Raw genomic sequence first — 23,788 nt, forward strand, 5'->3', positions numbered from 1 at the left:
TTCTGGCCATCCCCCAGCTCGCCCTGTGGGACGGGATCGTAGACGTTTTCAACGCGGTCATGACCCCGCTCTACTGGGCCGTGTCCGCGCTGCTCGTCGGGTGGCACTGGCTGTGGAGTCTGGTGCTCGATCCGAACGGCGGCTGGGCCTGGGCGCTGTCCATCGCCGGTCTGACCATCGTCATCCGGACCCTGCTGATCCCGCTCTTCGTCCGGCAGATCCGATCCAGCCGGAATATGCAGCTGCTGCAGCCGAAGATGAAGGAGCTGCAGAAGAAGTACGGCCATGACCGGGAGAAGCTCGGTCAGGAAATGATGAAGCTGTACAAGGAGACGGGCACCAACCCGTTCTCCTCGTGCCTGCCGCTGCTGCTCCAGTCGCCGATCTTCCTGGCCCTGTTCCGCGTGCTCGACTACGCGTCCAAGGGCAAGACGCACAGCAGCATCATGGACCCGTACGTCGAGTCGCTGCAGCACGCGAAGATCTTCGGTGCGGAGATCTCGCAGACGTTCCTGCGGGCGAGCGGCCCGGGTGCGCTCAACGTGAAGATCGTCGCTGTCGTGCTGATCATCCTGATGACCTCCACGATGTTCATCACCCAGCTCCAGCTGATGCGCAAGAACATGCCGAAGGAGGCCCTCGAGGGCCAGGCGGCGCAGATGCAGAAGATCATGCTCTACGTCTTCCCGGTGTTCTTCCTGATCGGTGGCTTCAACTTCCCGATCGGTGTGCTCATCTACTGGTTCGTCTCGAACCTGTGGACGATGGGCCAGCAGTTCTACGTGATCCGGCGCAACCCGGCGCCCGGCACCCCGGCGTACGACGCGATGGAAGCGCGCAAGCGCGAGCACAACCTGCGCGCCGGCAAGCCTGCCGACGCGGGTCTGGCCGGGGCCGATGGCGAGGGCGAAGGCTCGGTTGCCACCGACCGCCGTCCGGCCAACCGCCAGCAGCCGAAGCGTCAGTCGCGCAGCACCCGGAAGACGGGTTCGCCCGCGTCGGCTGCCTCGGGTGCTTCGGATGACAGCTCGCCCGTGCAGGATGCGCCGAAGTCTTCGAGCAACGGCCAGCAGCAGCCCGCCAAGAAGGCTGCCGCTGCGAAGCAGACCTCCTCCGCCGGGAAGCGTCAGCCGGCCGCGAAGTCGCGGGCCGCTCGGCAGGCAGCCCAGAGGAAAGCCGCGCAGAAGAAGCCCGGCGGTGGCTCGTCCGGCCGCTCCTAGGACCGACGGCTGACCGGCAGATGCCGGCATCCCCCTGATTTCTCTGCTCTGTACTACGTGGGTCCCCGTGGGGCGGATCTCGAACCGTGAAGGAGTGGCCGTGAGCGACGGCATGCAGAACACCGAGGCGGCGGAGAAGTCCGCTCCGGCGACGAACCAGGCGGCCGACCGCCTCAAGGCACTGGAGGCCGAGAGCGACATCGCGGCCGACTACCTGGAGGAGTTGCTGGACATCGCCGACCTGGACGGCGACATCGACATGGACATCGACGGCGACCGGGCCGCGGTGTCGATCGTCGGGGCCGACCTGAGCAACCTGGTCGGCGAGAACGGCAAGGTGCTCGAGGCGCTGCAGGAGCTGACCCGGCTGGCCGTCTACCGGGAGACCGGTGAGCGGTCGCGGCTGATGCTCGACGTGTCGAACTACCGCGCCAACCGGAAGGCCGAGCTCGAAGAGGTTGGCCGGAAGGCAGTCGAAGAGGTGAAGGCGAGCGGCGCTTCGGTGCGGCTGGATCCGATGACCCCGTTCGAGCGCAAGGTCGTGCACGACGTCGTCGCGGCCGCCGGTCTGACCAGCGAGTCCGAGGGCGAGGAGCCGCGTCGCCGGGTCGTCGTCCAGCCCGCGTGATCGCCGTGTTCTGCTCGTGACGGAAGACGTTTCACGTGAAACCCCGCCGCTCGTGGAGGAACTCTTTCCACGAGCGGTGGACCGGCTTGCGGCGTACGCCGACCTGCTGGCCACAGAAGGAACACTGCGGGGCCTGATCGGTCCGCGCGAGGTGCCGCGGCTGTGGGACCGCCACCTGCTGAACTGTGCTGTGCTGGAGCGCTTGATCCCCGAGGAATCCACCGTCGCCGATATCGGCACCGGTGCCGGTCTGCCGGGGATCGTGCTCGCCCTTGTCCGTCCCGATCTCCAGGTCGCGCTCGTCGAGCCGTTGCTCCGGCGCACCACCTTCCTGCAGGAAGCCGTGGAGATGCTCGGCTGTAACAACGCTGAAGTAGTCCGCTCCCGCGCCGAGGATCTACCGGCCGCGTCGTACGACGTGGTCACGTCCCGGGCCGTCGCGCCGCTGGGCAAATTGGCCGCCTGGTGCCTGCCGCTGGTGGTCGAGGGCGGCCTGATGCTGGCGATGAAGGGTGCCTCCGTCGAAGAGGAACTCGCTGCGTCCGAACGTGAATTGCAGGCCCTCGGCGCAGAGGAATGGCACATCCACGAACTCGGCGTGGATGAACTGGCCCAGCCGACGACAGTCGTGAGTATTGTGGCCGGACGTGCTGCGCGGGGATCCCAGCACAGAAGACGCGGGAGGTGAGCGGGTTCGTGAGTCGTGCCCTCGGATGGCCTGAGAAGAGCACCGGTGAACCTCGGGTGTCACAAGGAATCGGCTGGCCGGCCGCAGACCAGGCCACCATCCGCCAAGTCCCGCCAACCCCGGACGCTCCCACCGAAGATCTGTCCCCTTCCAACACCTCAGCCTCTGCCGCAGAGGCGCCCGCTTCCTCTTCCCCTGTTGCCGCGTCCGTGTCGTCGGCAACCGTGTCGCCCAGCGGCACGGCCGCGCCGCTGACGGCGCCGGCATCACCGACCGCAGCGGCATCGCCCAACACCAGCACCGCGGTCATCGACGACCGCCCGACCGCCGCGCACGTCGCGGAAGGCGTGGACGATCTCGCCGGCCGCATCGCGGGGGTGGCGGCCGCTACCACGGCACAGGCGGGAGTGCAGCCGACCGCCGAGGTCGCGGTGGGACTTCCCTCCGAGGTAGCGCCAGGACGGACCACCGAGGTGGCAACAGAGCAAGCCACCGGGCTTCAGCCAGAGGAGACGGCCGGCCAGGAGCAGCCGTCTCCCTTGCGCGCGGCCGCCTCGATCGGGCTCGACGCCGAACCACTTTCTGCTTCACCAGAACCTGTTTCACGTGAAACCGAGAGCGCCGAAGCTGGGGCACTCGCGGACGTCGTTTCACGTGAAACCGCCACCGCCGAGGGATCGGGCGAGGACTACCCCGAATCCCCACGGCCTGTGGATGACTACCCCCTGGAAACTCCTCCTCACACGGGAATTCATCCACAGAAGCCTGTGGATGAACCTGGGGGCAAACCCGCCCCGACCCCCACGGACATCCTCTTCGGGCCAAGTCCCGCACCTATTGGAATGGGCGCTATGACTGCCGCACAGATCGCCGCGCGGGCCACGTCGGACGAGCTTCAGCGACGCCTTCTCGAAACTCCGATCGCCGCCGCCACCGAACGGACCCTGCTGGTGAATGAAGGACGCACGATGGGCCGCGAGTTCCCGCTGCCCGCCGAAACCCGGGTCTTCGTCGTCGCCAACCAGAAGGGTGGCGTCGGCAAGACCACGACGACTGTCAACGTCGCTGCCGGCCTGGCGCTTTACGGCGCGCGGATCCTGGTGATCGACCTCGACCCCCAGGGCAACGCGTCGACGGCGCTGGGGATCGACCATCAGGAAGGCACGCCCGGTGTCTACGAGGCGATCATCGAGGGGGAGCCGCTGAGCAAACTGCTGGCTCCCTGCGTCGAGCACCCCGGCATCGTGGTCGTACCGGCCACCATCGACCTGGCCGGCGCCGAGATCGAACTCGTCAGCATCGTGGCGCGGGAGAGCCGCCTGAAGAAGGCGCTCGACGCTCACCTTGCCGAGACGGAGGCCGCGGGCGAGAAGTACGACTACGTCTTCATCGATTGCCCGCCGTCGCTCGGCCTGCTCACCGTCAACGCGCTGACCGCAGCCCGTGAAGTACTGGTTCCGATCCAGAGCGAGTACTACGCACTCGAGGGTCTGTCCCAGCTCCTCCGCCACATCGACATGGTGAAGTCGCACCTGAACCCCACGCTGGACGTCTCCACGATCCTGCTGACCATGTACGACGCTCGCACCAAGCTGGCCGGCGAAGTCGCCGCCGAGGTTCGCGGCCACTTCCAGGACGCCGTACTCCGTACCGCCGTGCCCCGCTCGGTCCGCATCTCCGAGGCCCCGAGCCACGGCCAGACCGTCCTGGCTTACGACCCGGCCTCAGCTGGCGCCCTCTCGTACCTCGAAGCCTCACGCGAAATCGCCATGCGCAACAACGCCTGATCCCAGCACTCCCGAACGCTCGCCGCCCACGCTTCCACCGGGTCGGCGAGCGTCCTTCTTCTGGAGGTACGAGTCCTCGACGCCGTACGACGCGTGGTGTCGGCTCTACGAACTTGGACCGGATGTCGTGCCATCGGGGCCGACCGGTTACCGTTGCGAGGTTGTCTTCGCCGTCACGGAGTATGGCGACTTGTCACCGTGGTGACTGGTCGACAGCTCAGACGGCGAGGCGACATGCTGCATCGCCGGCGATGGGTATCCCGGCGAGCTTGTGGAGCACCACCTCACCGAGGTGGTGCTTCGTGCAAGGGTCGGCCGCGGTGGCGCAGTACGGAGTAGGTCGAACACAGGCGGCGGGTCGTGAGGTCTGTCGGCTGGGAGCAGTGAACAGTTGTCGTCAGTACTAGTGCAGTCGAAAGTACTAGGCAGTCGAACCTCGAGGGAGCGGCGATGAACACCCGACTCGGACGCGGACTTGGTGCGCTGATCCCCAGCACACCGGCTGCCGGGACCAGCACCACCCTGGGCAGGAAGTCCAGCTCCATCCCGGGCGCACCGCCCGCACCGGCGGCGCCTGAGCTGGCTGCCGTTCCGGGCGCCGAGTTCGCCGAGATCGACGTCGACAAGATCACGCCGAACCCGAAGCAGCCCCGCAGCGTCTTCGACGAGGACGCCATGGAGGAGCTCGTCCACTCGGTCAAGGAGATCGGCCTGCTCCAGCCGATCGTCGTCCGCCGACTCAGCGACGACAAGTACGAGCTGGTGATGGGCGAACGCCGCTGGCGCGCGACCCAGCAGGCCGGCCTCACCACCATCCCGGCGATCGTCCGCGACACCGCCGACGACGTGATGCTGCGCGACGCCCTGCTCGAGAACCTGCACCGCAGCCAGCTGAACCCGCTTGAAGAGGCGGCCGCCTACCAGCAGATGCTCGACGACTTCGGCTGCACCCAGGAAGTCCTCGCCACCCGCATCGGCCGGTCCCGCCCCCAGATCTCCAACACCCTCCGCCTCCTGAAGCTCCCAGCCTCCGTGCAGCGCCGAGTCGCAGCAGGCGTCCTCTCAGCCGGCCACGCCCGCGCGCTCCTGGGCCTCCCCAGCGGCGACGCTATCGAGCGCCTCGCCCAGCGCATCGTCGCCGAAGGCCTCTCGGTCCGCACCGTCGAAGAGATCGTCGCCATGGGCGAGATGTCCGCCGACGACCCGATCCCCGCTCGCCGCCGCAACAAGCCGGTAGCCCCGCGCCTCGTCGACTTGGCCGACCGCCTCTCCGACCGCTTCGAAACCCGCGTCAAGGTCGACCTCGGCAAAACCAAGGGCAAGATCACCGTCGAGTTCGCGTCCCTGGACGACCTAGAACGAATCGTCACCCTGATGGACCCCAACAAGCCCCAACAGCCCTAACCCCTCGCTCCACCCCGCCGAACTCCCACCATCCTCCGGCGAATCCCAACCACATAACCCCTCGAACGTCGCAACGGCGCCCTGCCCCGGCTAACTCTCCAGCCGGACCGGGGTGCCGTTCCACGTGAAACACAACCAGCAACAGATCGTCCGGGCACCCGCTGCGCCCCCCGGAAACCCCGCCAAGCCAGTAGGACCGCCGACGTGCATCGGTCGCCAGGGCCAAGCCGACCCTGAAGCAGACCGTCGTCGACCTCGACCAACTCCTGACACCACCGCCTCAACGACCTCCGAGCGGCGCTGGCGCGCTCACGTACGCGCACACGTGCGCGACGAGTCGCGAGACCAAGGCCGATACCCGGGCAGGGACTGGTACCCACCCCCAGCCAGTCCGGGTAGCGCGGCAGGTCTCGCCGAGAGCGCCGCACGGTTCACGTGAAACGAGCGAAGACGCGCACCGTCGGGCAGGCCAAACGCAGCGCACTCAGTCAGACCCTCGTTCGGATTCGGGTACGACCACCCGGCCCCGCTACCTCCGCTAAGCCAGCGCGAACGGCGACAGGAAGCTCGTGACCCCTCGTAGGCCCGACCGCGGCGTTCCACGTGAAACGTGCTCATCGGGAGCCCAAACCGCCACCAGCGCGCTCCTGCCCGCCCTGCCCATGGAAGGAACCCTCAGCCCCGCCCCGTGTCCGACCCTGAACAGGTCGCCGCCGGCGAGGCTGTCCGAGACCAAGCCGCGACAACGACCACGCAATCGACGCCAGGGAGATGGCGAGCCAAGGGGCACGCGCGAGGAGGGTTGTCGGTACGGCCGCGACTTGGTCGGGCTCAAGTCTCGCGGAGGACCTCGAAGGTCGCGGCCGGGCTACTGGTACTTCGTCAGCCAGTCAGCTCCCGGCGGGGGACGTCGGACGCCGGAGATCCGGTCAGGCCTGAACGCCGGACTTCCCGTCGCCGGACGTCGGAAGCCGGAGATCGGAAGCCGGACGTCCCATCGCGCACCCCAAGGCGCGGTGCCCGAGCAGAGCGGGTGCCCAGTGCCTTTGGCATCAGACTCCACACCCGCGGCTGACCGCCTGAACCCGTTGCCTCCGTGCCCCACGGATCCCACCCAGTGGATCCACACCCCTGAACACCTCTGAATCCGAACCCTGCATCAGTGCCTATGCCTCCGCGCCGCTGAGCAGCGCCTCCGGCTACCCCGTACACCTTCCCGCTCTGTCGCCGGGCCCTTGCCCGTACTGTCCGCCTCCACGCAGCCTGCCGCCGTCTAGACCCTTGCCCTTGCACCTGCACCATGGGCCTGGAGTTTCTGGCCCACACCCCTGCGTCAATGAGGGGCCGAGCGCCGGCCTATCCGCATCGCGTGGGCCCTGGGCCCCGAGTTCCGTGAGCACGCCAGCATAAGTCGGGTAGCTGGGTGTGGCTGGCTGAGATGGATGGCGTGACCGGCGCGGGACTCGACTTCGTCGACCACGCAGTTTGTTTGGGTCGCTCGCAGTCCGGGATGGGATGCCGGAGGCGGAGGTCTGTAGTGGCGATCGGGATCCGCGGTGCCGAGCTGGCGGATGGTGTCCGCGAAGTGGTGGCTGCGCGAAGGGTCGTGGCCAAAGCGCTATCGGCTCACGGCAGCGCGGGTCAGGTGCGGCTGTCGTTGTGCGCGTGCGGGTTGCAGTCGGTGGGTGGCGTCGGGCGGTCGTGGCCATCGGAGTTTGCGGCGACCCCGTTGCGGCGGGCCTCGTTGTCGAAGGGCTTCCTCTCGCAGCCGCGTCTCCTGTTGCTGGGGGAGGTTCGATGTATTGGGGGGCGAGTCTGACATCCGGCCGGTCTGGCGGGGGCGGGCGGAAGGTCGCGCGTTGGTGGTGGCTCGGTCTTGCGCGACTGGAAGCGTGTGCCGTGTCGCCGTTCCTGAGACGGTCGGCGATTGGCACTGAAAGGTCACGGTCGCTTGCCGACTGCCAGCCACGCCCGCCCTTCGACTGCCGGCCACGCCCGCCCCTTCGACTGCCGGCCACGCCTGCCTCCGGTCGCCGCGGGCAACACGCAACCTACGGATCCGATCGCGGCCTTCAGGCCCGGCGCCCAAGGTTCCTGACCCCGAACTTCCCGGGCATCCGACCCGCTTGCCCCCCGCGCCGGCCGTCCACCCCGGCGTACCCGCGCCCCGTCCACCACCCGAGTCCCGCGCCGACCTGCCGCGCCGACCTCCGGATCGCGACTCCTGCGCCCGACTCACGACTGCCTCCCGACGAACGTCCCGACCCAGGCTCCTCGGCTTCCCCACCCGGTCAGCCGGCCCCCAGTAGTCCGATCGCGATTCCTGTGCCTGACTCCCGACATACGATTGGCGGCCCTCGCCCCGGCCTACCCAGACTCTTGATCTGCGTTCCCCGACTCGGTCCTTCGAGGCGGGCACCGGGGCTCGATCGCCGAGGCGGTCCTGGAGGTTGGCTGGTGGGGGTTGGTGGGCCGAAGGTTCTGTGGGAGGCGTTCTAAGCGATCTTGGCGATGCTTGGTGGTCGCTGTCAGTGCTTCTGCTGGCGGGGCTGGGCGTGCTCTCCAGGGGTGCATCCTTGGTCGGGCTTCTAGGGAGCGGGGTGGAGAGATTTGTCGACAAAGGGATTTGGCGATGTGTCGGTGGGTGTTTCACGTGAAACGTGGGGGTGGGGCTTGGCGGCTTGGAGGTAGTAGCAGGCGGGGGGGTGGGGCCCAGGGCGGGGTAGAGGGTGGCGGCGGGGGATTCGGTGAAGGTGGTGAGGTGAAGGTTGGCGGTGAGGAGGCGGTGATTACGTCGCTGGTGGGCCAGATGAATGTGGAGAACGGGGGTGGGGTCGGGTGGTTGCGGGCGTCGGTGGGGAGTTTCGCGTTGTTGGTTTCAGGGGTCTGGCGAGGGGTGGTGCGGGCGAAGTAGTTGCCGGCTACCGAGAGGTGGTTGTGGCCTTCTACGGCTAGGACTTCCCAGAGGGGGTGGTGGTCGGCCAGGAGGATGGAGCCGCCGGGGCGGAGGCGAGTGGCGACGATCTGGGCGAAGGTGGAGAGGTCCGGGACCCAGCAGATGGCGCCCCAGCTGAGGTAGATGAGGTCGACGTCGACCAGGTCGGCTGGGAGGTCGAGGATGTCGGCCTGGCGGAAGTTCGATGCAGGCGTCGGAGGCCGTCTGGCCATCTGGACGGCGACGTCGGAGATGTCGATGCCGGTCGCGATCGCGCCGAGGTGGCCCAGGACAGGACCTCGTAGCCGCAGGAGCAGGCCAGTTGGAGGATGCGTTTGCCGTGGACATCGCCGGCCAGTCCCTGCTCGTAGTCCTTGAGGACGACGCCTCCGGACCTGAAGAACTCGGCCGGCTGGCCGGGGCGGGAGGGGGCGATGGTGTTCCAGCTGGAGCGGTTGGCCTCGGTGGTGGTGCGAATGGTGGCGTCCATGCGCAGCACCGTAGGTGAGGAGAATCGCCCGAACGACTGCATTCGAGCGAGCAGTGGACCTGCATCAGGATGGCGCAAGCGGAACTCTTGCATGGTCGCGCCGGCCGGTCGGGAATGAGTGGCCAGCGCGGTGCAGGACGTCGATGTCGGACCAGGTCCGTTCACCGGCCTCGCGGCGGAAGGGTCAGTGCTGGGTGAGCTCGTGGGTGACCTTGCGCTCGGCGTAGAAGCTGAGGAAGGGGATCGTGCCGGCCAGGGCTACGAGGATCATGCGGCCGAGGCTCCAGCGGACCCGGCGGGCCAGGTCGAAGGCGCCGAGCAGGTACACGACGTACAGGAAGCCGTGCAGGGGGCCGACGACGTTCATGGCGGCAGGGTTGTCGCCGAGGTACTTGAGCGGCATCGCCACGAAGAGCAGCACGAGCAGCATCACGCCGACGATGTAGGCGATGATGCGATAGCGGGTGAGGGCGCCCCGGACGGCCGGCGTGATGGTCGGGCTTGCGGCGGACGTGGCGGGGTCTACGGGGGAGGTCACGCTGAAACGGTACCGCTTGGCCCCACGTCGCCATCAGCCTGGTCGTCCTCGTCCGAGCGGTGCGCGTCGAGGACCATCCGTCCCCACATCCACAGCGTGAAGGCGGCGAAGATCCACCACTGGAAGGCATAGGCGACGTTGCGGAGACCCGCGTGGTCGGTCGGCGGGCTCGGCGGCGTCACGCTCGCCGGCGCCTGCCCAGAGCCGGCAGCGCTGTCAAGAGAGGTCTGTACGACGAAGGCGTCGTAGATGCGGTAGTCGACCAGGTGCACGATCGTCGGAATCCGCAGCGACTGCAGGACCCGTCCCTTCGCGGCATCACCTGACGCGTCCTGAGCTTCAGAAGCGGCAATTGCTCCGGTCAATGAAACGGGCCCGGTAGGTGCCTTGGCCGCCACATCGTCCACAGTCGCCACCCACCCGCGCACGACCATCACCGCACCAGCCTCGGTGCCAGAAGAACCGAGCATCACGGGTGACACCACCCAGAACCCGTCGCGGTCGCCGTTCCGCCGATCGGAGATGTACAGCTGATCCGCGGCCGGTCCCCATGTGCCGGCGACAGTCACCTGTCGGCCGACAGCCTTGGAGGGAAGCCCGTCGTTCACCGAGAACAACGACTCCAGCGGCACAGGTGCACCTTCAGCCCGCTTGGCAGTCGCCGCCGCAGTCTTCGACTGGTAGACGTCCAGCTGCCACACACCGAGCACAGACATGACCGCAGCGATCGCCGCAGCCAGGAGGAAGAGCCCGGTCCATCGCGGAGTCAGAATCGTCCGCCACAAAGGTCGCGCCGGCGACTGCGGGTCGGTAGCCACGGGGTCGGTAGTCGGCGCGACAGGCATCAGAACCTCAACGAGCGGCGGCAGCGGCCAGCAGATCGCGGCACAGCACACCGAGCTCGATACCAGCAGCCTCAGCCGCGAGCGGCACCAAGGACGTCTCGGTCATCCCTGGCGCGACGTTCACCTCGAGGAACCACGGCACCCCATCGGCGTCGACAACCAGGTCCGACCGCGACAGATCCCGCAGCCCCAACGCCTCGTGCGCCGTGACGGCGGCCTCCGCGCAAGCCTTGGCCACCGACTCCTCGAGCCGAGCCGGTACGACGAACTGGGTGGCCCCGGCGGTGTACCGGGCTTCGTAGTCGTAGAACCCAGAGTCCGGCCGGATCTCCACCGCAGGAAGCGCGCGTGGTCCGTCGCCGGTGTCCACCACGGTGACGGCGACCTCGGTGCCGTCCACGTATCGCTCGATCAGCGCGACCGGGCCGTAGGCGTAGCAGTTGACCATCGCCGAAGGCAGTTCGTCGGCCGAGCGTACGATCGAGGCGCCCAGGGCCGAACCACCACGGGCGGGCTTCACCACGAGCGGCAGACCGATCTGGGTGATCACGGACTCCATCAGCGCGGCAGCCCCGAGCTCGCGGAAGGTGTCGTGGCCGAGAACGACCGAAGGTGGCGTGTTAAGACCGGCCGAGCCGACCATGGTGGCGGCCACCGGCTTGTCGAAGGCAGTCCGGCAGGCGGCCGCATCGGCGCCGACGTACGGCACGCCGTACAGGTCGAGGACCTGGCGGAGTGCGCCGTCCTCGCCGGTGACGCCGTGCAGCACCGGGAAGACCGCGTCGGGTGGATCGTTGCGGAGTCGTTCGACCAGGCTCGCGTCGACGTCGCGCTGCTCGACCTCGACACCCACGCTGCGCAGCGCATCGGCGACTCGGCGGCCGGAGCGCAGCGACACATCACGCTCGTGCGACAGACCGCCGGCCAGTACCAGCACTCGACCCAGATCACTCATAGAAACTTCCTGATCACTCGTGGGCGACTCCGGCAGGGCGCCGGTCCCGAGGCCCATTCGAACGGTACCGCTACTGCCCGGCCGACCGGGCCGGAGCCCGGTCCAACGGCTTCCACACCACTAGCTCAGCTCCGGGCCCGGAGCGTCGTAGTCGCGGCCGGCACCCGGCTTCAGCGGTCCGAAGGTCTGGCGGAGCTCGAGCTCCTCGTTGATCACCGCGGCCAGCCGGGCAACACCTTCGGTGATTCGCTCCGGGGTCGGGTGACAGTACGACAACCGCATGCACTGGGAGCCGAAACCGTCCGCAAAGAAGGCGGTTCCGGGCACATAGGCCACGCGGGCGGTGACAGCGCGAGGGAGCATCGCCTTCGCGTCGAGCCCCTGCGGCAGGGTCAGCCACACGTAGAACCCGCCACCAGGACGGGTCCAGGTCGTTGCCGCAGGCATCTTCTCGGTCAGTGCCGCGAGCATCGCGTCCCGGCGCTCGCGGTACATCTCCTGGAACTGCTTCACCTGGCCGAGCCAGTCGTGGCGGGTCAGGTACGACGAGATCGCCAACTGGCTGAACACCGGCGGACACAGGGTGGCCGACTCCTGTGCCAGCACGAGTTTCTCCCGTACTGCGTGCGGCGCGACCGCCCAGCCGACCCGGAACCCCGGGGCAAACGTCTTCGAGAACGAGCCGAGGTAGATGACCCCTTCGCGGTTGTCCGCTCGCAGCGCGCGGTACGGGTCTCCCTCGAAGCCGAGCAGGCCGTACGGGTTGTCCTCAAGCACGAGCAGATCGGCCCGCGCGCAGATCTCGAGCACCTTGCGGCGACGCTCGGCCGACAGCGAGACACCGGCCGGGTTGTGAAAGTTCGGGATCGTGTAGAAGAACTTGATCTTCTTGCCGGCCGCCCGGACAGCCGCGATCGCCTGCTCCAGCGCCTCCGGCTGCACCCCGTCGTCGTCCATCGCGACGTGTACAACCTCACACTGGTAAGCGCGGAAAACGCCCAGCGCGCCGACGTACGAGGGGGCTTCGCAGATCACCACGTCGCCCGGATCGCAGAACACCCGGGTGACCAGATCGACCGCCTGCTGGCTACCGACCGTCACCACGACGTCGTCCGGATGGGCGTCGATACCCTCCAGCCGCATCACGTCGCAGATCTGTTCGCGCAACGTCGGATCGCCCTGACCGGAGCCGTACTGCATCGCGACCGCGCCGTTGTCGACCACCAGATCGCGCACCGCGCTGCCGACCACGTCGAGCGGAAGCCCTGCGATATTGGGCATTCCGCCCGCCAGGGAGACCACCTCAGGCCTGCTGGCGACCGAGAAGAGCGCCCTGATCTCCGATGCGGTCATGCCCTTGGTCCGTGCTGCGTACCGGTCGACATAGTTGTCGAGACGGGTCTGCCGGACGTCGGGCAGGTCAGCACTCACGGAGCGGCTCCAAAGCGGGTGATGAGGGGCTAGCTTTCACCGGGGAAGGCACCAGGCTACGCCGACGTAGCCGAGCGTGTTCGCGAACCCGGACTGCCGATCGGCGCAACCTCTCACTACCATGCCTTATAGGGGCACGTTCGACCATGCTGCTGACTGGCAGGTGAGACGGCCGGTGACAGGCCGGCGCCCCGGCACGACCTGGAGTGCTGCGGAAGGCAGGGGACGCGATGAGCGTGGGCAAGGCGTTCGGGTGGATGCTCGGTGGACTACTCCTCGGCGTGCTCGCCGGGTTCGCGGGCGAGCTGTTCCGACGGCAACCCGCGGCCAAGATCCAGCAGCGATACGTCGCCCCCGAGGCGGCGGAGACTCCCGGCGCGCGGACTCCGGCGCCAGCCGCCCGATGAGCCGGGCAATGCTCCGGCAGCGGAAGGCTCGGCAGCAGCTGACCGGGCTGCGATCTACCTGGCAGCAGATCTACGGGCAACGGATGCACTGATGGCGCGACGGCTGGAACCGCTCACGCTCGCCAATCTCGACGAGCTACCGGTGCCATGCCGTTCTTGCGTCTTCTGGGAGCTCGATCCGGTCGCAGCAGGCCATGCCGGCCGCAACGGCGATACCGGCCTGGAGAAAGAGGCGTGGCTCTCCCAGTTGCTGCTCGACTGGGGTACTGCGGGGGTGGTGCTCACCATCGACGACGAGCCGGCGGGATTCGCGATCTACGCGCCGGCGTCCTACCTCCCGAGGATCCAGGCGTTCCCGACCGCGCCGGTCAGCCCGGACGCCGTAGTACTGGCGACGGGGCGGATCCTGCCGCGGTACCTCGGGTTGGGCCTGGGCAAGATCCTCGTGCAAGCCGTCGCGAAGGACGTGTTGAAGCGGGGTTTCCGGGCGGTAGAGGCATTCGGTGACTCCCGGTGGAACGGCCCGGGCTGTGTCTGGCCTACCGACTTCCTGCAGGCGGTCGGTTTCGGCGTAGTACGGGACCATCCTCGCAACCCGCGACTGCGGCTCGACCTTCGCTCGACGGTCACCTGGCGCAGTGAGATGGAGGCGGCTGTGGAGCGTCTGATGGGCGCGATCAGGCCCGAACCGTCCCCGCACAGGCCGGTCACCGTGCGGGACGCCGTCATCCGCGAGTCCCACCGATAGCCCGGACAAGGAGAGCGTGATGGTGTACCGCGCCCTCGCGGATCTGGTGATGGTGATCCACGGCGCCCTGTTGGTGTTCTTCGTCATCGGCGGGTTCCTGGCCTGGCGGTGGCCGCGACTGATCTGGGGGGTCCTGTTCGTCGCGGTGTGGAACCTGTCCATCGTGATCCTGGACTTCGGCTGTCCGGTGACAGCGCTGGAGAAGTACTTCCGCCGCCAGGGTGGCGAGCAGCCGTACCAGGCCGGCTTCATCGAGCATTACCTGGACGGCAGGCTCTGGCCGGAGGGCGCCACCCCGACGGCGGAGAAGATCGGCTTCGCCCTACTGGTGGTGTCGTACGTCGGATTCTTCGTGATCAGGCATCGCCGCAAGGCGCGCGTGAAAGCCGCTCCCTGACGGACAACCAGGGGATGTTCAGTGGACACCCCGACGTGGTTCGGCCGGGTGGTCCCCATACTTGAGGGCGTGCCCCGCACCAGAGCCGTCGTCGCCGCGCCAACACCGGTCGAGACCTATCTCGCCGAGCTGAGTCGTGCGCTCAGTGGACCGCGCCGCCGCAAGGCCGACCTGATGGCGGAGGCACACGACAGCCTGGTGGACGCCACCGAGGCGTTCGAGGCCGACGGTCTGAGCAAGCTGGAGGCAGAGCGCAAGGCCGTACTGGACTTCGGTGACCTCAGTGAGGTCGTGCCGGGCTACCGGGCGGAGCTCGGGATCGCCCAGGGACGGCGTACGGCGGTGATGCTCTGCCTCGTCATGCTCGCCCAGCCGATCGTCTGGCAGGAGGGTGTCTGGGCGTGGACCCAGCATCCTGAATCCGCGAACGCCTTCGTCGCCCTGATGAACCAGCTCGTGATGGTGGTCGGCATGCTCGCGATCGCTGGCGCCGTACTGGCACTCGTCGCGACCGGTCTGGGGCTGCGCTATCCGGCGGTGCGGGACCGGGCGACCCGGATCACGGCGATCTTCGCGCTGATCAGCTGCGTGCTGGTCGGCGGGATCTCGATCTGCCTGGGCGCCTCGAGCAACGAGCTGCACGGCTCCACCCTCGCCGGCATGTCGGTGGTCGGCGCCTTCGTACTGCTTCCGCTGAGCCTTGTCACGCGCTCGGCCCACCGCTGCCTCCGCCTGACGCTCACCTGAGTCAGCCGCCAGCCTGGTGAATCAGGTGGTGCGGGGCTTCAGCACGCCCTCGATGACCGTCCGGAAGGTCTCCCAGTCGCCTCGACCGGCCGCGAGCATCTTCTGTCCCGCGGACGTGAGCTGGTACGTACGGCGCTTGCGGCCGCCGACGGTGCTCCACTCGCTGGCCAGGTAGCCGGCGCGCTCCAGACGCCGCAGAGCCGGGTACAGCGTCCCGGTCGGCAGGTCCAGCTCGCCGCCGCTGCGCTCCAGCAGCGCCTCCATGATCGCGTAGCCGTGCAGGGGCTCCTGCTCGACCACCGCCAGGATCATCGGGTCCAGGTGCCCCCGCAGCGCATCCGCCTTCATGTAGGCAGTCTACCCATAGAGGTGTTACCGTCGATAGACGACATGTAGAGAAGCTACATGTAGACGTGCGACTTTGGAGGAGACGAGATGACCGACGACCGTGGAAGGGACCGCGGTGGCCTGCTGCATCGGGTGTCCGCGTGGGCGATGCGGCACGCCGGACTGGCGGTGTTCCTGTGGCTTCTCGTCCTCGTCGGCGTGACCGTGGGCTCGACGCTGGCCGGGAACGCCTACCGGGACGAGAACTCCCTGCCCGGCACAGACTCGCAACGCGTCATCGACGTCTTCCGCGAGCACCAGCCGGGAGGCGAGACGGACTCGGTCCAGATCGTCCTGCACGACGAGGACGGCTTGACCCAGCCCGTTACCAAGAGCCAGATCGCTGGGATGCTCGCGGAGGTCGGCAAACTCCCGCGTGTCGCCGCGGTCGCGGATCCCTTCACCGCGAAAGGCTCTCTGTCGACCGACGGCAGTACGGCATACGCGACTGTCGACCTCGACGTGGCAGCCGTCGACATGCCGCTGGCGGACGTGCGAACGATCATCGACAAAGCCCAGGGAATCGCCAAGGACGGCCTGGAGGTGGAGGTCGGCGGCGACCTGGCCCGCAGCGCGGCCGACAGCGCGGGCGGCGCGGCCGAAGGCGCAGGAGTCCTTGCTGCGTTGGTGATCCTGGTCTTCCTGTTCGGGTCGTTGCTGGCGGCAAGCCTTCCGCTCTTGACAGCCGTGTTCGCTGTCGGCAGCACGCTCGGCCTGTTGGTGCTCGCCTCCCACGTGTTCACGATTCCCAGCTACACAGCCCCGGTGATGATGCTGGTCGGCCTGGGCGTCGGCATCGACTACGCGCTGCTGATCTTCTCCCGCTACCGCAGCGAACTCCTCAAGGGCGCCGACCGACCCAAGGCAGGCCGTATCGCCCTCGACACCGCGGGCCGATCGGTACTCTTCGCCGGCTGCACAGTCGTGATCGCGTTGCTCGGTCTACTGGCACTCGGACTCGGTTCCCTGCAGGGGCTTGCGCTCGGCGTGACAGTCACCGTGTTGATGACGATGCTCGCCGCAGTGACCTTGCTGCCGGCCCTGCTGACCCTGTTCGGCAAGAGGATCGAGCGCAGCGTCCGCAAGCACGCGGCCAAGTCGCGTCGTCAGCCGGGAGACGGCTGGAGGAGGCTCGCGACTCGCGTCCAGCGCGGTCCCTGGGTGCCGCTCGTCCTCGGAACGCTTGCTCTCGTGGCACTCTGTCTGCCCGCACTCGACATGCGGCTCGGATTCGCCGACGCAGGTACGGACGACCCGGCCAAGACCAGCCGCAAGGCGTACGACCTGCTGGCGCAAGGATTCGGCCCCGGCTTCAACGGTCCGCTCATCATCGTCTCGGAGGGGGACCAGGCGGCCGCGGAGGCGCTGGGCCGCAAGCTGGCAGCAGATCCAGGTATCGCGGCCGTCACTCCGCCGCAACTGATGGCGGACGGCAAGGTCACGACCGTGATGGCGTTCCCGAAATCCGCGCCCCAGGACGAGGCGACCAGCGACCTGGTGCATCGGCTGCGCGAGGTAACCCTTCCTCAGTTGGCGGCTGAGACCAGTGCGACCTATCTCGTCGGCGGCACCACCGCGGCGGCAGACGACTTCGCCGGGGCGGTGAGCAAGCGGCTGCCGATCTTCGTGCTCGTTGTGGTCGGCCTGTCCGCGCTGCTGCTGATGACGGTGTTCCGGTCGATCCTGATCCCGCTCAAGGCGGCGGTGCTCAACCTGCTCAGCATCGGCGCATCGCTCGGGGTCATCACCCTGGTCTTCCAGCAAGGCTGGTTCGGCGCGCAGCAAGGGCCGATCGAGGCGTTCGTACCGGTGATGATCTTCGCGATCGTGTTCGGTCTGTCGATGGACTACGAGGTCTTCCTGATCTCCCGGATCCATGAGGAGTGGCGGCGTACAGGCGATGCCAGGGAAGCGGTCCGGGAAGGCCTGGCCAACACTGGCAGCGTGATCACGGCTGCGGCGGCGATCATGATCGTGGTCTTCGGGGCGTTCCTGCTCAGCCCGGACCGGATGCTGAAGCAGTTCGGTCTCGGGCTGGCGGTCGCGGTGCTGCTCGATGCACTGCTGATCCGCTGCGTGATCGTGCCCGCCGTACTGCGGCTGATGGGCACCCGCGCCTGGTGGTTGCCGCGCTGGCTCGACCGGATCCTCCCCACCATCGCCCTCGAACGCGAGGAACCGGTGGAGGAGCAGCCGAACAAGGCGGAACTCGTCGGCTCGGAGGTCAGACGGTGAGTTGCCCGAAGCGGAGCATGCCGGTGGCGGCGTCCTGCTCCGGCGGCAGGTAGACGCGCTGGATCGCGACCACGATGGCCTCCGCGATCACATCGCGGAAGGCCGGGTCGGCGAGCCGGGCGGAGTCGTGCGGGTTCGTCACGTAGCCGATCTCGAGCCGGACGGCGGGCATCTTCGTGCGCCGCAGCAGGTCCCAGGTCTTCTGGTGGGTCCGGCAGTTCAGCAGGTCTGTCCGCGCCACGATCTCGCGCTGCACCAGGCCGGCGAACTGCTCGCCCACGCTGGAGGAGGCACCATGCAGATCGGTGCCGTAGTAGTACGTCGCGACGCCCTGCGCCTCCGGGTTCATCGACCCGTCGGTGTGCAGGGACACGCAGAGATTGGCGTCCGTCTCGTTCGCGAACGCGGCGCGGGCCAACTCGTCCGGCCCCTGGTCACGCCCCCGCGAAAGATAAGCCCGTACTCCGGTCGCGCCCAGGCGGCCTTCGATCCGGGAGGCGAGGTCGTAGGCCACGTCGGACTCGCGCAGGCCGAAACCTTCCCAGCCGTAGTCGAACCCACCGTGGCCCGGGTCGATCACCACGGTCTTCCCGGACAGCCGCGGCCCGGCGGCGCGAACCGCCTCGTTGGCGCGCAGCGCGTCGGGCCGGCCACCGGTCGCCATCGGGCGGATCCGCTGCAGGGCCTTGAAGGTGGATGGGCCACAGGTGCCATCGGCCGGCAGGCCCATGTTGCGCTGGAACTCGGTCACCGCGCGCTGGGTGTCCGGACCGAAGATGCCGTCCACCCGGGCGACGGCGAAGCCCAGTTCCTGCAGTTTCGCCTGCAGGGCCTGGACGTCGTCGCCGGTGAGCGGGTGCGAGACGACGTACGTGAGCAGCCGGTCACCCAGCCGCCAGCGCGCGTCGTCGAGCGCCCGGTAAGTCTGCGGGCCGACGATCCCGTCGATCATCAGCCCGCGTTGCTGCTGGAACCCCCGCACGGCGCGGGCGGTCGCTTCGTCGTAGACGTAGTGATCTCCCGGCTCCAGCAGGCCGAGCCGCTGGAGCTTCCCGATGATCTCGGCGACGGCCTCACCGCTGTCGCCAATTCGGTACAGGGCGTGCGCGCCATCCAACAGGTTGTCGGGCATCAAAGCTCCTTACCGTGCGGCGGAACGTCCCTGACGGGACGCCAAAACAGTCTCAGCCGGTGAAGTCGGCCAGTTCCTTCAGCAGCGCGGCCTTGGGCTTGGCGCCGACGATGGACTTGGCGAGCTCACCGTTCACGTAGACGTTGATGGTAGGGATACCGGTAACGCGGTAGTTGCTCGGGGTGACCGGGTTCTCGTCGACGTTCATCTTCAGGAAGGTGAGCTTGTCGCTGTGCTCACCCGCGAGCTCCTCCAGGATCGGGGAGACCTGGCGACACGGCCCGCACCACTCCGCCCAGAAGTCGACCAGTACAGGCTTGTCGCTCTTCAGCACGGTGGTGTCGAACTCGGCGTCGGTGACGGCATTCATCTTCTCGCCCACGGGCGTATCTCCTTCAGGTGGTTTGTGTGAGGTCAGACAGAGACAGGCTCGGTGGCCGCAGCGGCCGCGGCGCCCGCCCCGTACTCCAGCGTCGCCAGGTAGCGCTCGGCGTCCAAGGCGGCGGAACACCCGGTCCCGGCGGCCGTGATGGCCTGCCGGTAGGTGTGGTCGACCAGGTCGCCGGCGGCGAAGACGCCCGGCAGGTTGGTGTTGGTCGAGCCGCTCTGCACCAGCACGTAGCCATCCTCGTCCAGGTGCACCTGGCCCTTGACCAGATCCGAGCGCGGGTCGTGACCGATCGCGATGAACAGCCCGGTGACCGGCAGCTCACGGGTCTCACCGGTGACGGTGTCGTTCAGCGTGATCCCGGTCAGCTTCTCCTCGCCGTGGATCGCGGCCACCTCGGAGTTCCAGGCGAACTCGATCTTGTCGTTCGCGAAGGCCCGCTCGGCCATGATCTTCGACGCGCGCAGCTCGTCGCGGCGGTGCACGATGGTCACCTTGTCCGCGAACCGGGTCAGGAAGGTCGCCTCCTCGATGGCGGTGTCGCCACCACCGACGACGGCGATCTCGTGCTGACGGAAGAAGAACCCGTCACACGTCGCACACCAGGACACACCGTGCCCGGACATCCGCTCCTCGTGCGGCAGCCCCAGCTTCCGGTAGCCCGAACCCATCGCCAGGATCACGGTGTGGGCGCGGTGCCGGGCGCCGGCGGAGTCGGTGACCACCTTGATGTCACCGGTCAGGTCGACCTCGACGATGTCGTCGGGGACCAGCTCGGCGCCGAACCGCTCGGCCTGGGTCCGCATCTCGTCCATCAGCGCCGGGCCCATGATGCCCTGCGCGAAGCCGGGGTAGTTCTCCACCTCGGTGGTCGTCATCAACGCGCCACCCGCGGTGACGGAACCTTCGAAGACCAACGGCGCCAGCTGGGCGCGCGCGGCGTAGACCGCGGCCGTGTACCCGGCCGGGCCGGAGCCGATGATGATGACGTTGCGGACTTCTGCCTCGCTCATGCAGGTGTTCCCCGGTCTCCTCGAGACGATCATTACGTCGTACTCAACGGATCCTAGAGGCCGACCATTCCCACGGTACCCATCGCCCGCGCCGAGCACACCGGGGGCTCACCGGCTGAAGTCAGCGAGTGCGAAGCGTCACCGTCGTGTCGTAGAACGGGGTGGCAACGCCCCCGGATCCACTACAGCCCGTGACCACGGAGAGCTGGATGTCTTGTGGGGAGCCGCCTGGCAGCCCGATCACCGTCGCCCGCTTGCCGTCCACCTTGGCCGGCTGGACGAGCCTGAGCTCCGAGCCAGGACGCCCGGCCGCGAACACGCGCGCGCACTGGATCTCGTCGTTGCTCCCGTGCAGGACCGGGCCGTTGGAGTTCTCCAGCCACTTCTGCGCATTGGGACCCACCTGGTCGGTGGTCATCGACGGCACCTCGCCGGCCGGCAGCGTCGGGTTGATCCCGGCGGCGCCCTCGTTGCTGTGATCCGCCGTGCTGACCACGACACCCACGCCGACCGCTGCGATCACGATCACCCCGGCCGCGGCGAGCACCAGCTTCGGTAGATGGCGGCGCGGCTCCTCGCGGAGCTGAACCAGGGAGTGCACGCCGACGGTGGAGGAACGCAGTACGGACTCGGAGACGATCACGGCGTCGAGGTGCTCGGCGACGTCGGTCGGCATCGGGATGTCCGCCCGGCCGTCGTCGGCGAGGTCCTCGGTCAGCTGCACCAGCGCGTCGTACGTCTGCTGGCAGTCCGGACAGGCTTTCACGTGTTCACGAGCGCGATGCGCCTCGGGCGCGGGGAGCAGGTTCTCGATCAGGTCGGCGATGGTGTCCGTATCCAGGTGTTCCAGGTGCTCACTGGTCGGCAGACCGGAATCGGTCATCGGGAACTCGCCTCCTCACGGGAGGTCCGCAGAGTGGTCATCGGTGAAGTGCTCCGGTAGGCGATCGCAACGAGGTCGCGGCTGAGCGACCTCGCTGAGACGGGATACCCGGTCATTCGGTTCCCACGGATTCGGCAGCAGTTTTCTCCGGTACGTCGGAGCCGCCGCGGGTGGTCTGCCAGTGCCGGAGCAGGGGAAGCAGCCGGGCGCGACCTCGGGCGCAACGGCTCTTCACGGTGCCCGGCGCACAGCCGAGAATGGCGGCCGCCTCCTCGATCGAGTAGCCCTCCATGTCGACCAGCACGAGCGCGCTGCGCTGGTCGGAGTTGATCTGCCTCAGCGCGTTCAACACGTCGAGCCGGCGCTCGCGCACCTCGGCCGGGTCGTCCTGGGCGGGGCCCGCCAGCTCGGCGGCGCGGTCCTCGTCCTCCGGCAGCGGGTCGGCCGCCCGGACCTGGCGACGGCGGATCCGGTCCAGGCAGGCGTTCACCACGATCCGGTGCAGCCAGGTGGTCACCTTGGCGTCGCCCCGGAACGAGTCGGCCCGGCGGAAGGCGGAGATGAACGCCTCCTGCAGCGCGTCGGCCGCCTCCTCGGGCTCGCCCAGGGTGCGGATCGCGACCGCCCACAACCGGTCCCGGTGCCGCTTGACCAGGATTCCGAACGTGTCCGGGTTGCCGGCCACGTGCAGCCGGAGCAGCTCGTGGTCGTCCATCGTTTCGTACCCGGCCGGCCGCGCGCCCGGCCCGTCGGCCGGGGGGCCGCCGGCGCCGATCCGGGTGATATCAGAGGTCATTGCTGGATCGTGACCTCCGAGATCTCGCCGCGGTAACCGCTGCCTTCCTTCGGCAGACTGGTCAGCCAGACGAGCACGTACCGCGTCTCGGTCGGCGCCGCCAGCTTCAGCGCGGCGGGCCCGTCGGGGGCGTCCTCCGCCGAGGCGACCGACTTCCAGCCGCTGACGGTGCTCGCCGACTTGTCCGGGTCGGCCTTCGGGATCATCAGCTCGAGGTTGGTCTTGTCACCGATCAGGTCGACCGTCACCTGGGACACCGTGGTGACCGCACCGAGGTCGTAGACGATGCCGACGCCCTCTTTGGTGCCGCCCAGGTCGGGACGCCGCTTGTACGACATCGTCGTCCAGGTGGTGTCCTGCTTGCCGTCGTAGGTGTTCTTGACGTCCTCGGGGTGCTCCTCGCCGTTGCCGTCCGGCGGCGGGTCGAAGTCCTTGGCGCCGACGATCTTCGCCGGCTCGTTCGTCGCCGTGGGCGGCCCGCTGGTCTGCGGCGCCGGGCTGTTGCCGCTGTCGGTGCCGGAGCCCTGGTCGTTGTTGATCGCGCCCTTGACCAGGAACTGCGCGATCCCGATCACCGACAGCAGCGCGAGGATGGCGAGCAGGATCAGGATCCGGCCGCCCCAGCTTCCGCGCGCCCGCGGCTCGTCGGCCGGCGGCTTGCGACGGCCGTAGCCGTCGTGGCTCGGCGGCGGTTGCCGGCGCACCGGACGGGATTCGGGGGGTGCAGGGGTGTAGACCGCCTGCGGCTGGGTCTGACCGTTGCCGTTGTAGGCGGCCTGCGGCGGCGTCGGGTCCAGCGCGGGAGGCGTCTGAATGACCGGCGACACCTGGGTGGCGTCGTCGATGCTTCCGTTCTGCCGGGCCACGGCGACGGTCTCGTCCATCTGGTTCGGCGGCTCGTGCGAGCTACCGATGACCCCGGACAGAGCGGCCGACAGTCCGGCGGCGCTCGTGATCGGAACGGCGTGGTGCCGCGGCGGGTAACCGAGCAGGCGGTCGGAGATGTCGTCCAGCGAGCGGGGCACGCCGGCGCGGACCTGGCGCGGGCTCAGCAGCCGGCCGTGCTCGACGGGCGCGGGCTGGAGTCCCCAGGCCGGAGCCGGGCCGGGCCACCTGCCGGTCAGGGAGGCGTACAGCAGTTCTCCGAGTGCGCGGACATCCTGCTCCGGCGAACCGGGACCGGTGGAGCGGAGGGCGGCTTCGGTGGCGAGGCCGACGACCTTGATGGCGCCGGCGTCCGTCACCACGACGGTGGACGGGCTGATCGAGCCGTGCGACTGGCCGGTGCGGTGCAGGTTCTCCAGTGCCTCGGAGACCTCGCGGGCCAGCCAGCCGGCCTGTTGCCCGGTCAGCGGTCCGGCGCTGAGCATCCGCTCGAGCGGGCGGCCGCCGGCCCATTCCCGCACGCAGTAGGTGACGCCCTCGTGCACGTCGCAGTCGAGGACGCGGAGGAAGCGCGGGTCGGCCGCGGCCGCCGCACGGCGGGCGGCGTCGAAGAGCAGGTTCGTCCGCGGGTCGCCGACCGGCAGGACGTCCACGACCACAGCTCGGCTGAGCACCTCGTCCACTGCTCGCCAGACGCGCGCACCGTCGATCTCCGCGAGTAACTCGGCGATCCGGTAGCGGCCCGCGAGCAGGGCACCAGGACTGACGGTCTGGTTCGACACGGCGTCTCTCGCCCTCCTCGATGCACTGGTCGTCCTGCGTCTCCGCTCGGATCCGGTCGGCGAGGAT

Annotated in this window: 21 protein-coding genes and 1 pseudogene; 10 read left to right on the top strand and 12 right to left on the bottom strand. The window is 68.4% G+C overall.

The features are described 5' to 3' along the window. Positions 1-2: 2 nt before the first annotated feature. The 5 genes and pseudogenes from yidC to EV644_RS10550 all read left to right on the top strand — a co-directional run. Positions 3-983 (top strand): annotated as a pseudogene (gene yidC / locus EV644_RS10530) (membrane protein insertase YidC); the annotation flags it as partial. A 337-nt stretch (positions 984-1,320) separates the two neighbouring features. Continuing rightward, positions 1,321-1,848, top strand: coding sequence for a Jag family protein (locus EV644_RS10535; RefSeq protein WP_439649159.1), 528 nt, complete (start codon positions 1,321-1,323; stop codon positions 1,846-1,848). Positions 1,849-1,900: 52 nt separating this feature from the next. Then, positions 1,901-2,536, top strand: coding sequence for a 16S rRNA (guanine(527)-N(7))-methyltransferase RsmG (rsmG, locus tag EV644_RS10540; RefSeq protein ID WP_132189926.1), 636 nt, complete (start codon positions 1,901-1,903; stop codon positions 2,534-2,536). A gap of 851 nt (positions 2,537-3,387) precedes the next feature. Continuing rightward, positions 3,388-4,323, top strand: coding sequence for a ParA family protein (locus EV644_RS10545; protein WP_241998434.1), 936 nt, complete (start codon positions 3,388-3,390; stop codon positions 4,321-4,323). Positions 4,324-4,773: 450 nt separating this feature from the next. Beyond that, positions 4,774-5,727: a ParB/RepB/Spo0J family partition protein gene (locus EV644_RS10550; protein WP_132189925.1), complete on the top strand. Its 954-nt coding sequence runs from the start codon at positions 4,774-4,776 to the stop codon at positions 5,725-5,727. A 2,649-nt stretch (positions 5,728-8,376) separates the two neighbouring features. On the opposite strand, the gene EV644_RS47125 is transcribed toward EV644_RS10550, so the two are convergent. The 5 genes from EV644_RS47125 to EV644_RS10575 all read right to left on the bottom strand — a co-directional run bounded on the left by EV644_RS47125 (position 8,377) and on the right by EV644_RS10575 (position 12,921). Next, the gene (locus tag EV644_RS47125; RefSeq protein ID WP_132189924.1) at positions 8,377-9,177 is read right to left on the bottom strand and encodes a class I SAM-dependent methyltransferase; all 801 of its coding nucleotides are present in this window, start codon (positions 9,175-9,177) and stop codon (positions 8,377-8,379) included. A gap of 159 nt (positions 9,178-9,336) precedes the next feature. Beyond that, positions 9,337-9,690: a DUF3817 domain-containing protein gene (locus EV644_RS10560; RefSeq protein WP_132189923.1), complete on the bottom strand. Its 354-nt coding sequence runs from the start codon at positions 9,688-9,690 to the stop codon at positions 9,337-9,339. Next, a complete protein-coding gene (locus tag EV644_RS10565; protein ID WP_132189922.1) occupies positions 9,687-10,535 on the bottom strand; it encodes an SURF1 family protein in 849 nt (282 codons plus the stop codon). The genes EV644_RS10560 and EV644_RS10565 overlap by 4 nt, the downstream gene beginning before the upstream one ends. Before the next feature lie 7 nt (positions 10,536-10,542). Next, positions 10,543-11,490 (bottom strand): D-alanine--D-alanine ligase family protein, encoded by a 948-nt coding sequence (locus tag EV644_RS10570; RefSeq protein ID WP_132189921.1) that lies wholly within the window; start codon positions 11,488-11,490, stop codon positions 10,543-10,545. A gap of 120 nt (positions 11,491-11,610) precedes the next feature. Then, on the bottom strand, positions 11,611-12,921 hold the full coding sequence (locus tag EV644_RS10575; RefSeq protein WP_132189920.1) for an aminotransferase-like domain-containing protein: 1,311 nt from the start codon (positions 12,919-12,921) through the stop codon (positions 11,611-11,613). A gap of 230 nt (positions 12,922-13,151) precedes the next feature. On the opposite strand from EV644_RS10575, the gene EV644_RS45260 reads away from it, so the two are divergent. The 4 genes from EV644_RS45260 (at position 13,152) to EV644_RS10590 (ending at position 15,220) form a co-directional block, all read left to right on the top strand. Continuing rightward, the gene (locus tag EV644_RS45260) at positions 13,152-13,328 is read left to right on the top strand and encodes a hypothetical protein (RefSeq protein ID WP_199239731.1); all 177 of its coding nucleotides are present in this window, start codon (positions 13,152-13,154) and stop codon (positions 13,326-13,328) included. A gap of 91 nt (positions 13,329-13,419) precedes the next feature. Continuing rightward, entirely contained in the window at positions 13,420-14,076 is a 657-nt protein-coding gene (locus EV644_RS10580; RefSeq protein ID WP_132189919.1) for a GNAT family N-acetyltransferase, read from the top strand. Positions 14,077-14,095: 19 nt separating this feature from the next. Beyond that, the gene (locus tag EV644_RS10585) at positions 14,096-14,473 is read left to right on the top strand and encodes a DUF2784 domain-containing protein (protein WP_132189918.1); all 378 of its coding nucleotides are present in this window, start codon (positions 14,096-14,098) and stop codon (positions 14,471-14,473) included. 69 nt (positions 14,474-14,542) lie between these two features. Then, complete coding sequence (locus tag EV644_RS10590; RefSeq protein ID WP_132189917.1) at positions 14,543-15,220, top strand: permease prefix domain 1-containing protein; 678 nt, start codon at positions 14,543-14,545, stop codon at positions 15,218-15,220. Positions 15,221-15,241: 21 nt separating this feature from the next. Here EV644_RS10590 and EV644_RS10595 read toward each other — a convergent pair whose 3' ends face one another. Continuing rightward, a complete protein-coding gene (locus tag EV644_RS10595) occupies positions 15,242-15,568 on the bottom strand; it encodes a PadR family transcriptional regulator (RefSeq protein ID WP_132189916.1) in 327 nt (108 codons plus the stop codon). 87 nt (positions 15,569-15,655) lie between these two features. Here EV644_RS10595 and EV644_RS10600 point away from each other — a divergent pair, with 87 nt between their 5' ends. Beyond that, positions 15,656-17,842 (top strand): MMPL family transporter, encoded by a 2,187-nt coding sequence (locus EV644_RS10600; protein WP_132189915.1) that lies wholly within the window; start codon positions 15,656-15,658, stop codon positions 17,840-17,842. Here the strand turns inward: EV644_RS10600 and EV644_RS10605 are convergent. The 6 genes from EV644_RS10605 to EV644_RS10630 all read right to left on the bottom strand — a co-directional run bounded on the left by EV644_RS10605 (position 17,832) and on the right by EV644_RS10630 (position 23,721). After that, complete coding sequence (locus EV644_RS10605; protein ID WP_132189914.1) at positions 17,832-18,974, bottom strand: N-acetylmuramoyl-L-alanine amidase; 1,143 nt, start codon at positions 18,972-18,974, stop codon at positions 17,832-17,834. The genes EV644_RS10600 and EV644_RS10605 overlap by 11 nt on opposite strands. A 52-nt stretch (positions 18,975-19,026) precedes the next feature. Beyond that, positions 19,027-19,344 carry a thioredoxin gene (trxA, locus tag EV644_RS10610; RefSeq protein WP_199234715.1) on the bottom strand — a complete coding sequence of 106 codons (318 nt, stop codon included), beginning with the start codon at positions 19,342-19,344 and terminating at the stop codon, positions 19,027-19,029. A 44-nt stretch (positions 19,345-19,388) separates the two neighbouring features. Then, positions 19,389-20,375, bottom strand: a complete 987-nt coding sequence (trxB, locus tag EV644_RS10615) for a thioredoxin-disulfide reductase (RefSeq protein ID WP_132189912.1) — start codon at positions 20,373-20,375, stop codon at positions 19,389-19,391. Positions 20,376-20,496: 121 nt separating this feature from the next. Then, positions 20,497-21,258 (bottom strand): anti-sigma factor family protein, encoded by a 762-nt coding sequence (locus EV644_RS10620; RefSeq protein ID WP_132189911.1) that lies wholly within the window; start codon positions 21,256-21,258, stop codon positions 20,497-20,499. 112 nt (positions 21,259-21,370) lie between these two features. Next, entirely contained in the window at positions 21,371-22,054 is a 684-nt protein-coding gene (sigM, locus tag EV644_RS10625; RefSeq protein WP_241998430.1) for an RNA polymerase sigma factor SigM, read from the bottom strand. After that, positions 22,051-23,721: a protein kinase family protein gene (locus EV644_RS10630; protein WP_132189910.1), complete on the bottom strand. Its 1,671-nt coding sequence runs from the start codon at positions 23,719-23,721 to the stop codon at positions 22,051-22,053. Before EV644_RS10630 ends, sigM begins: the two co-directional genes overlap by 4 nt. Positions 23,722-23,788: the final 67 nt, after the last annotated feature.

Origin of the sequence: Kribbella orskensis (genome assembly GCF_004342085.1) — a bacterium.
In the GTDB taxonomy this organism is placed as follows: domain Bacteria; phylum Actinomycetota; class Actinomycetes; order Propionibacteriales; family Kribbellaceae; genus Kribbella; species Kribbella orskensis.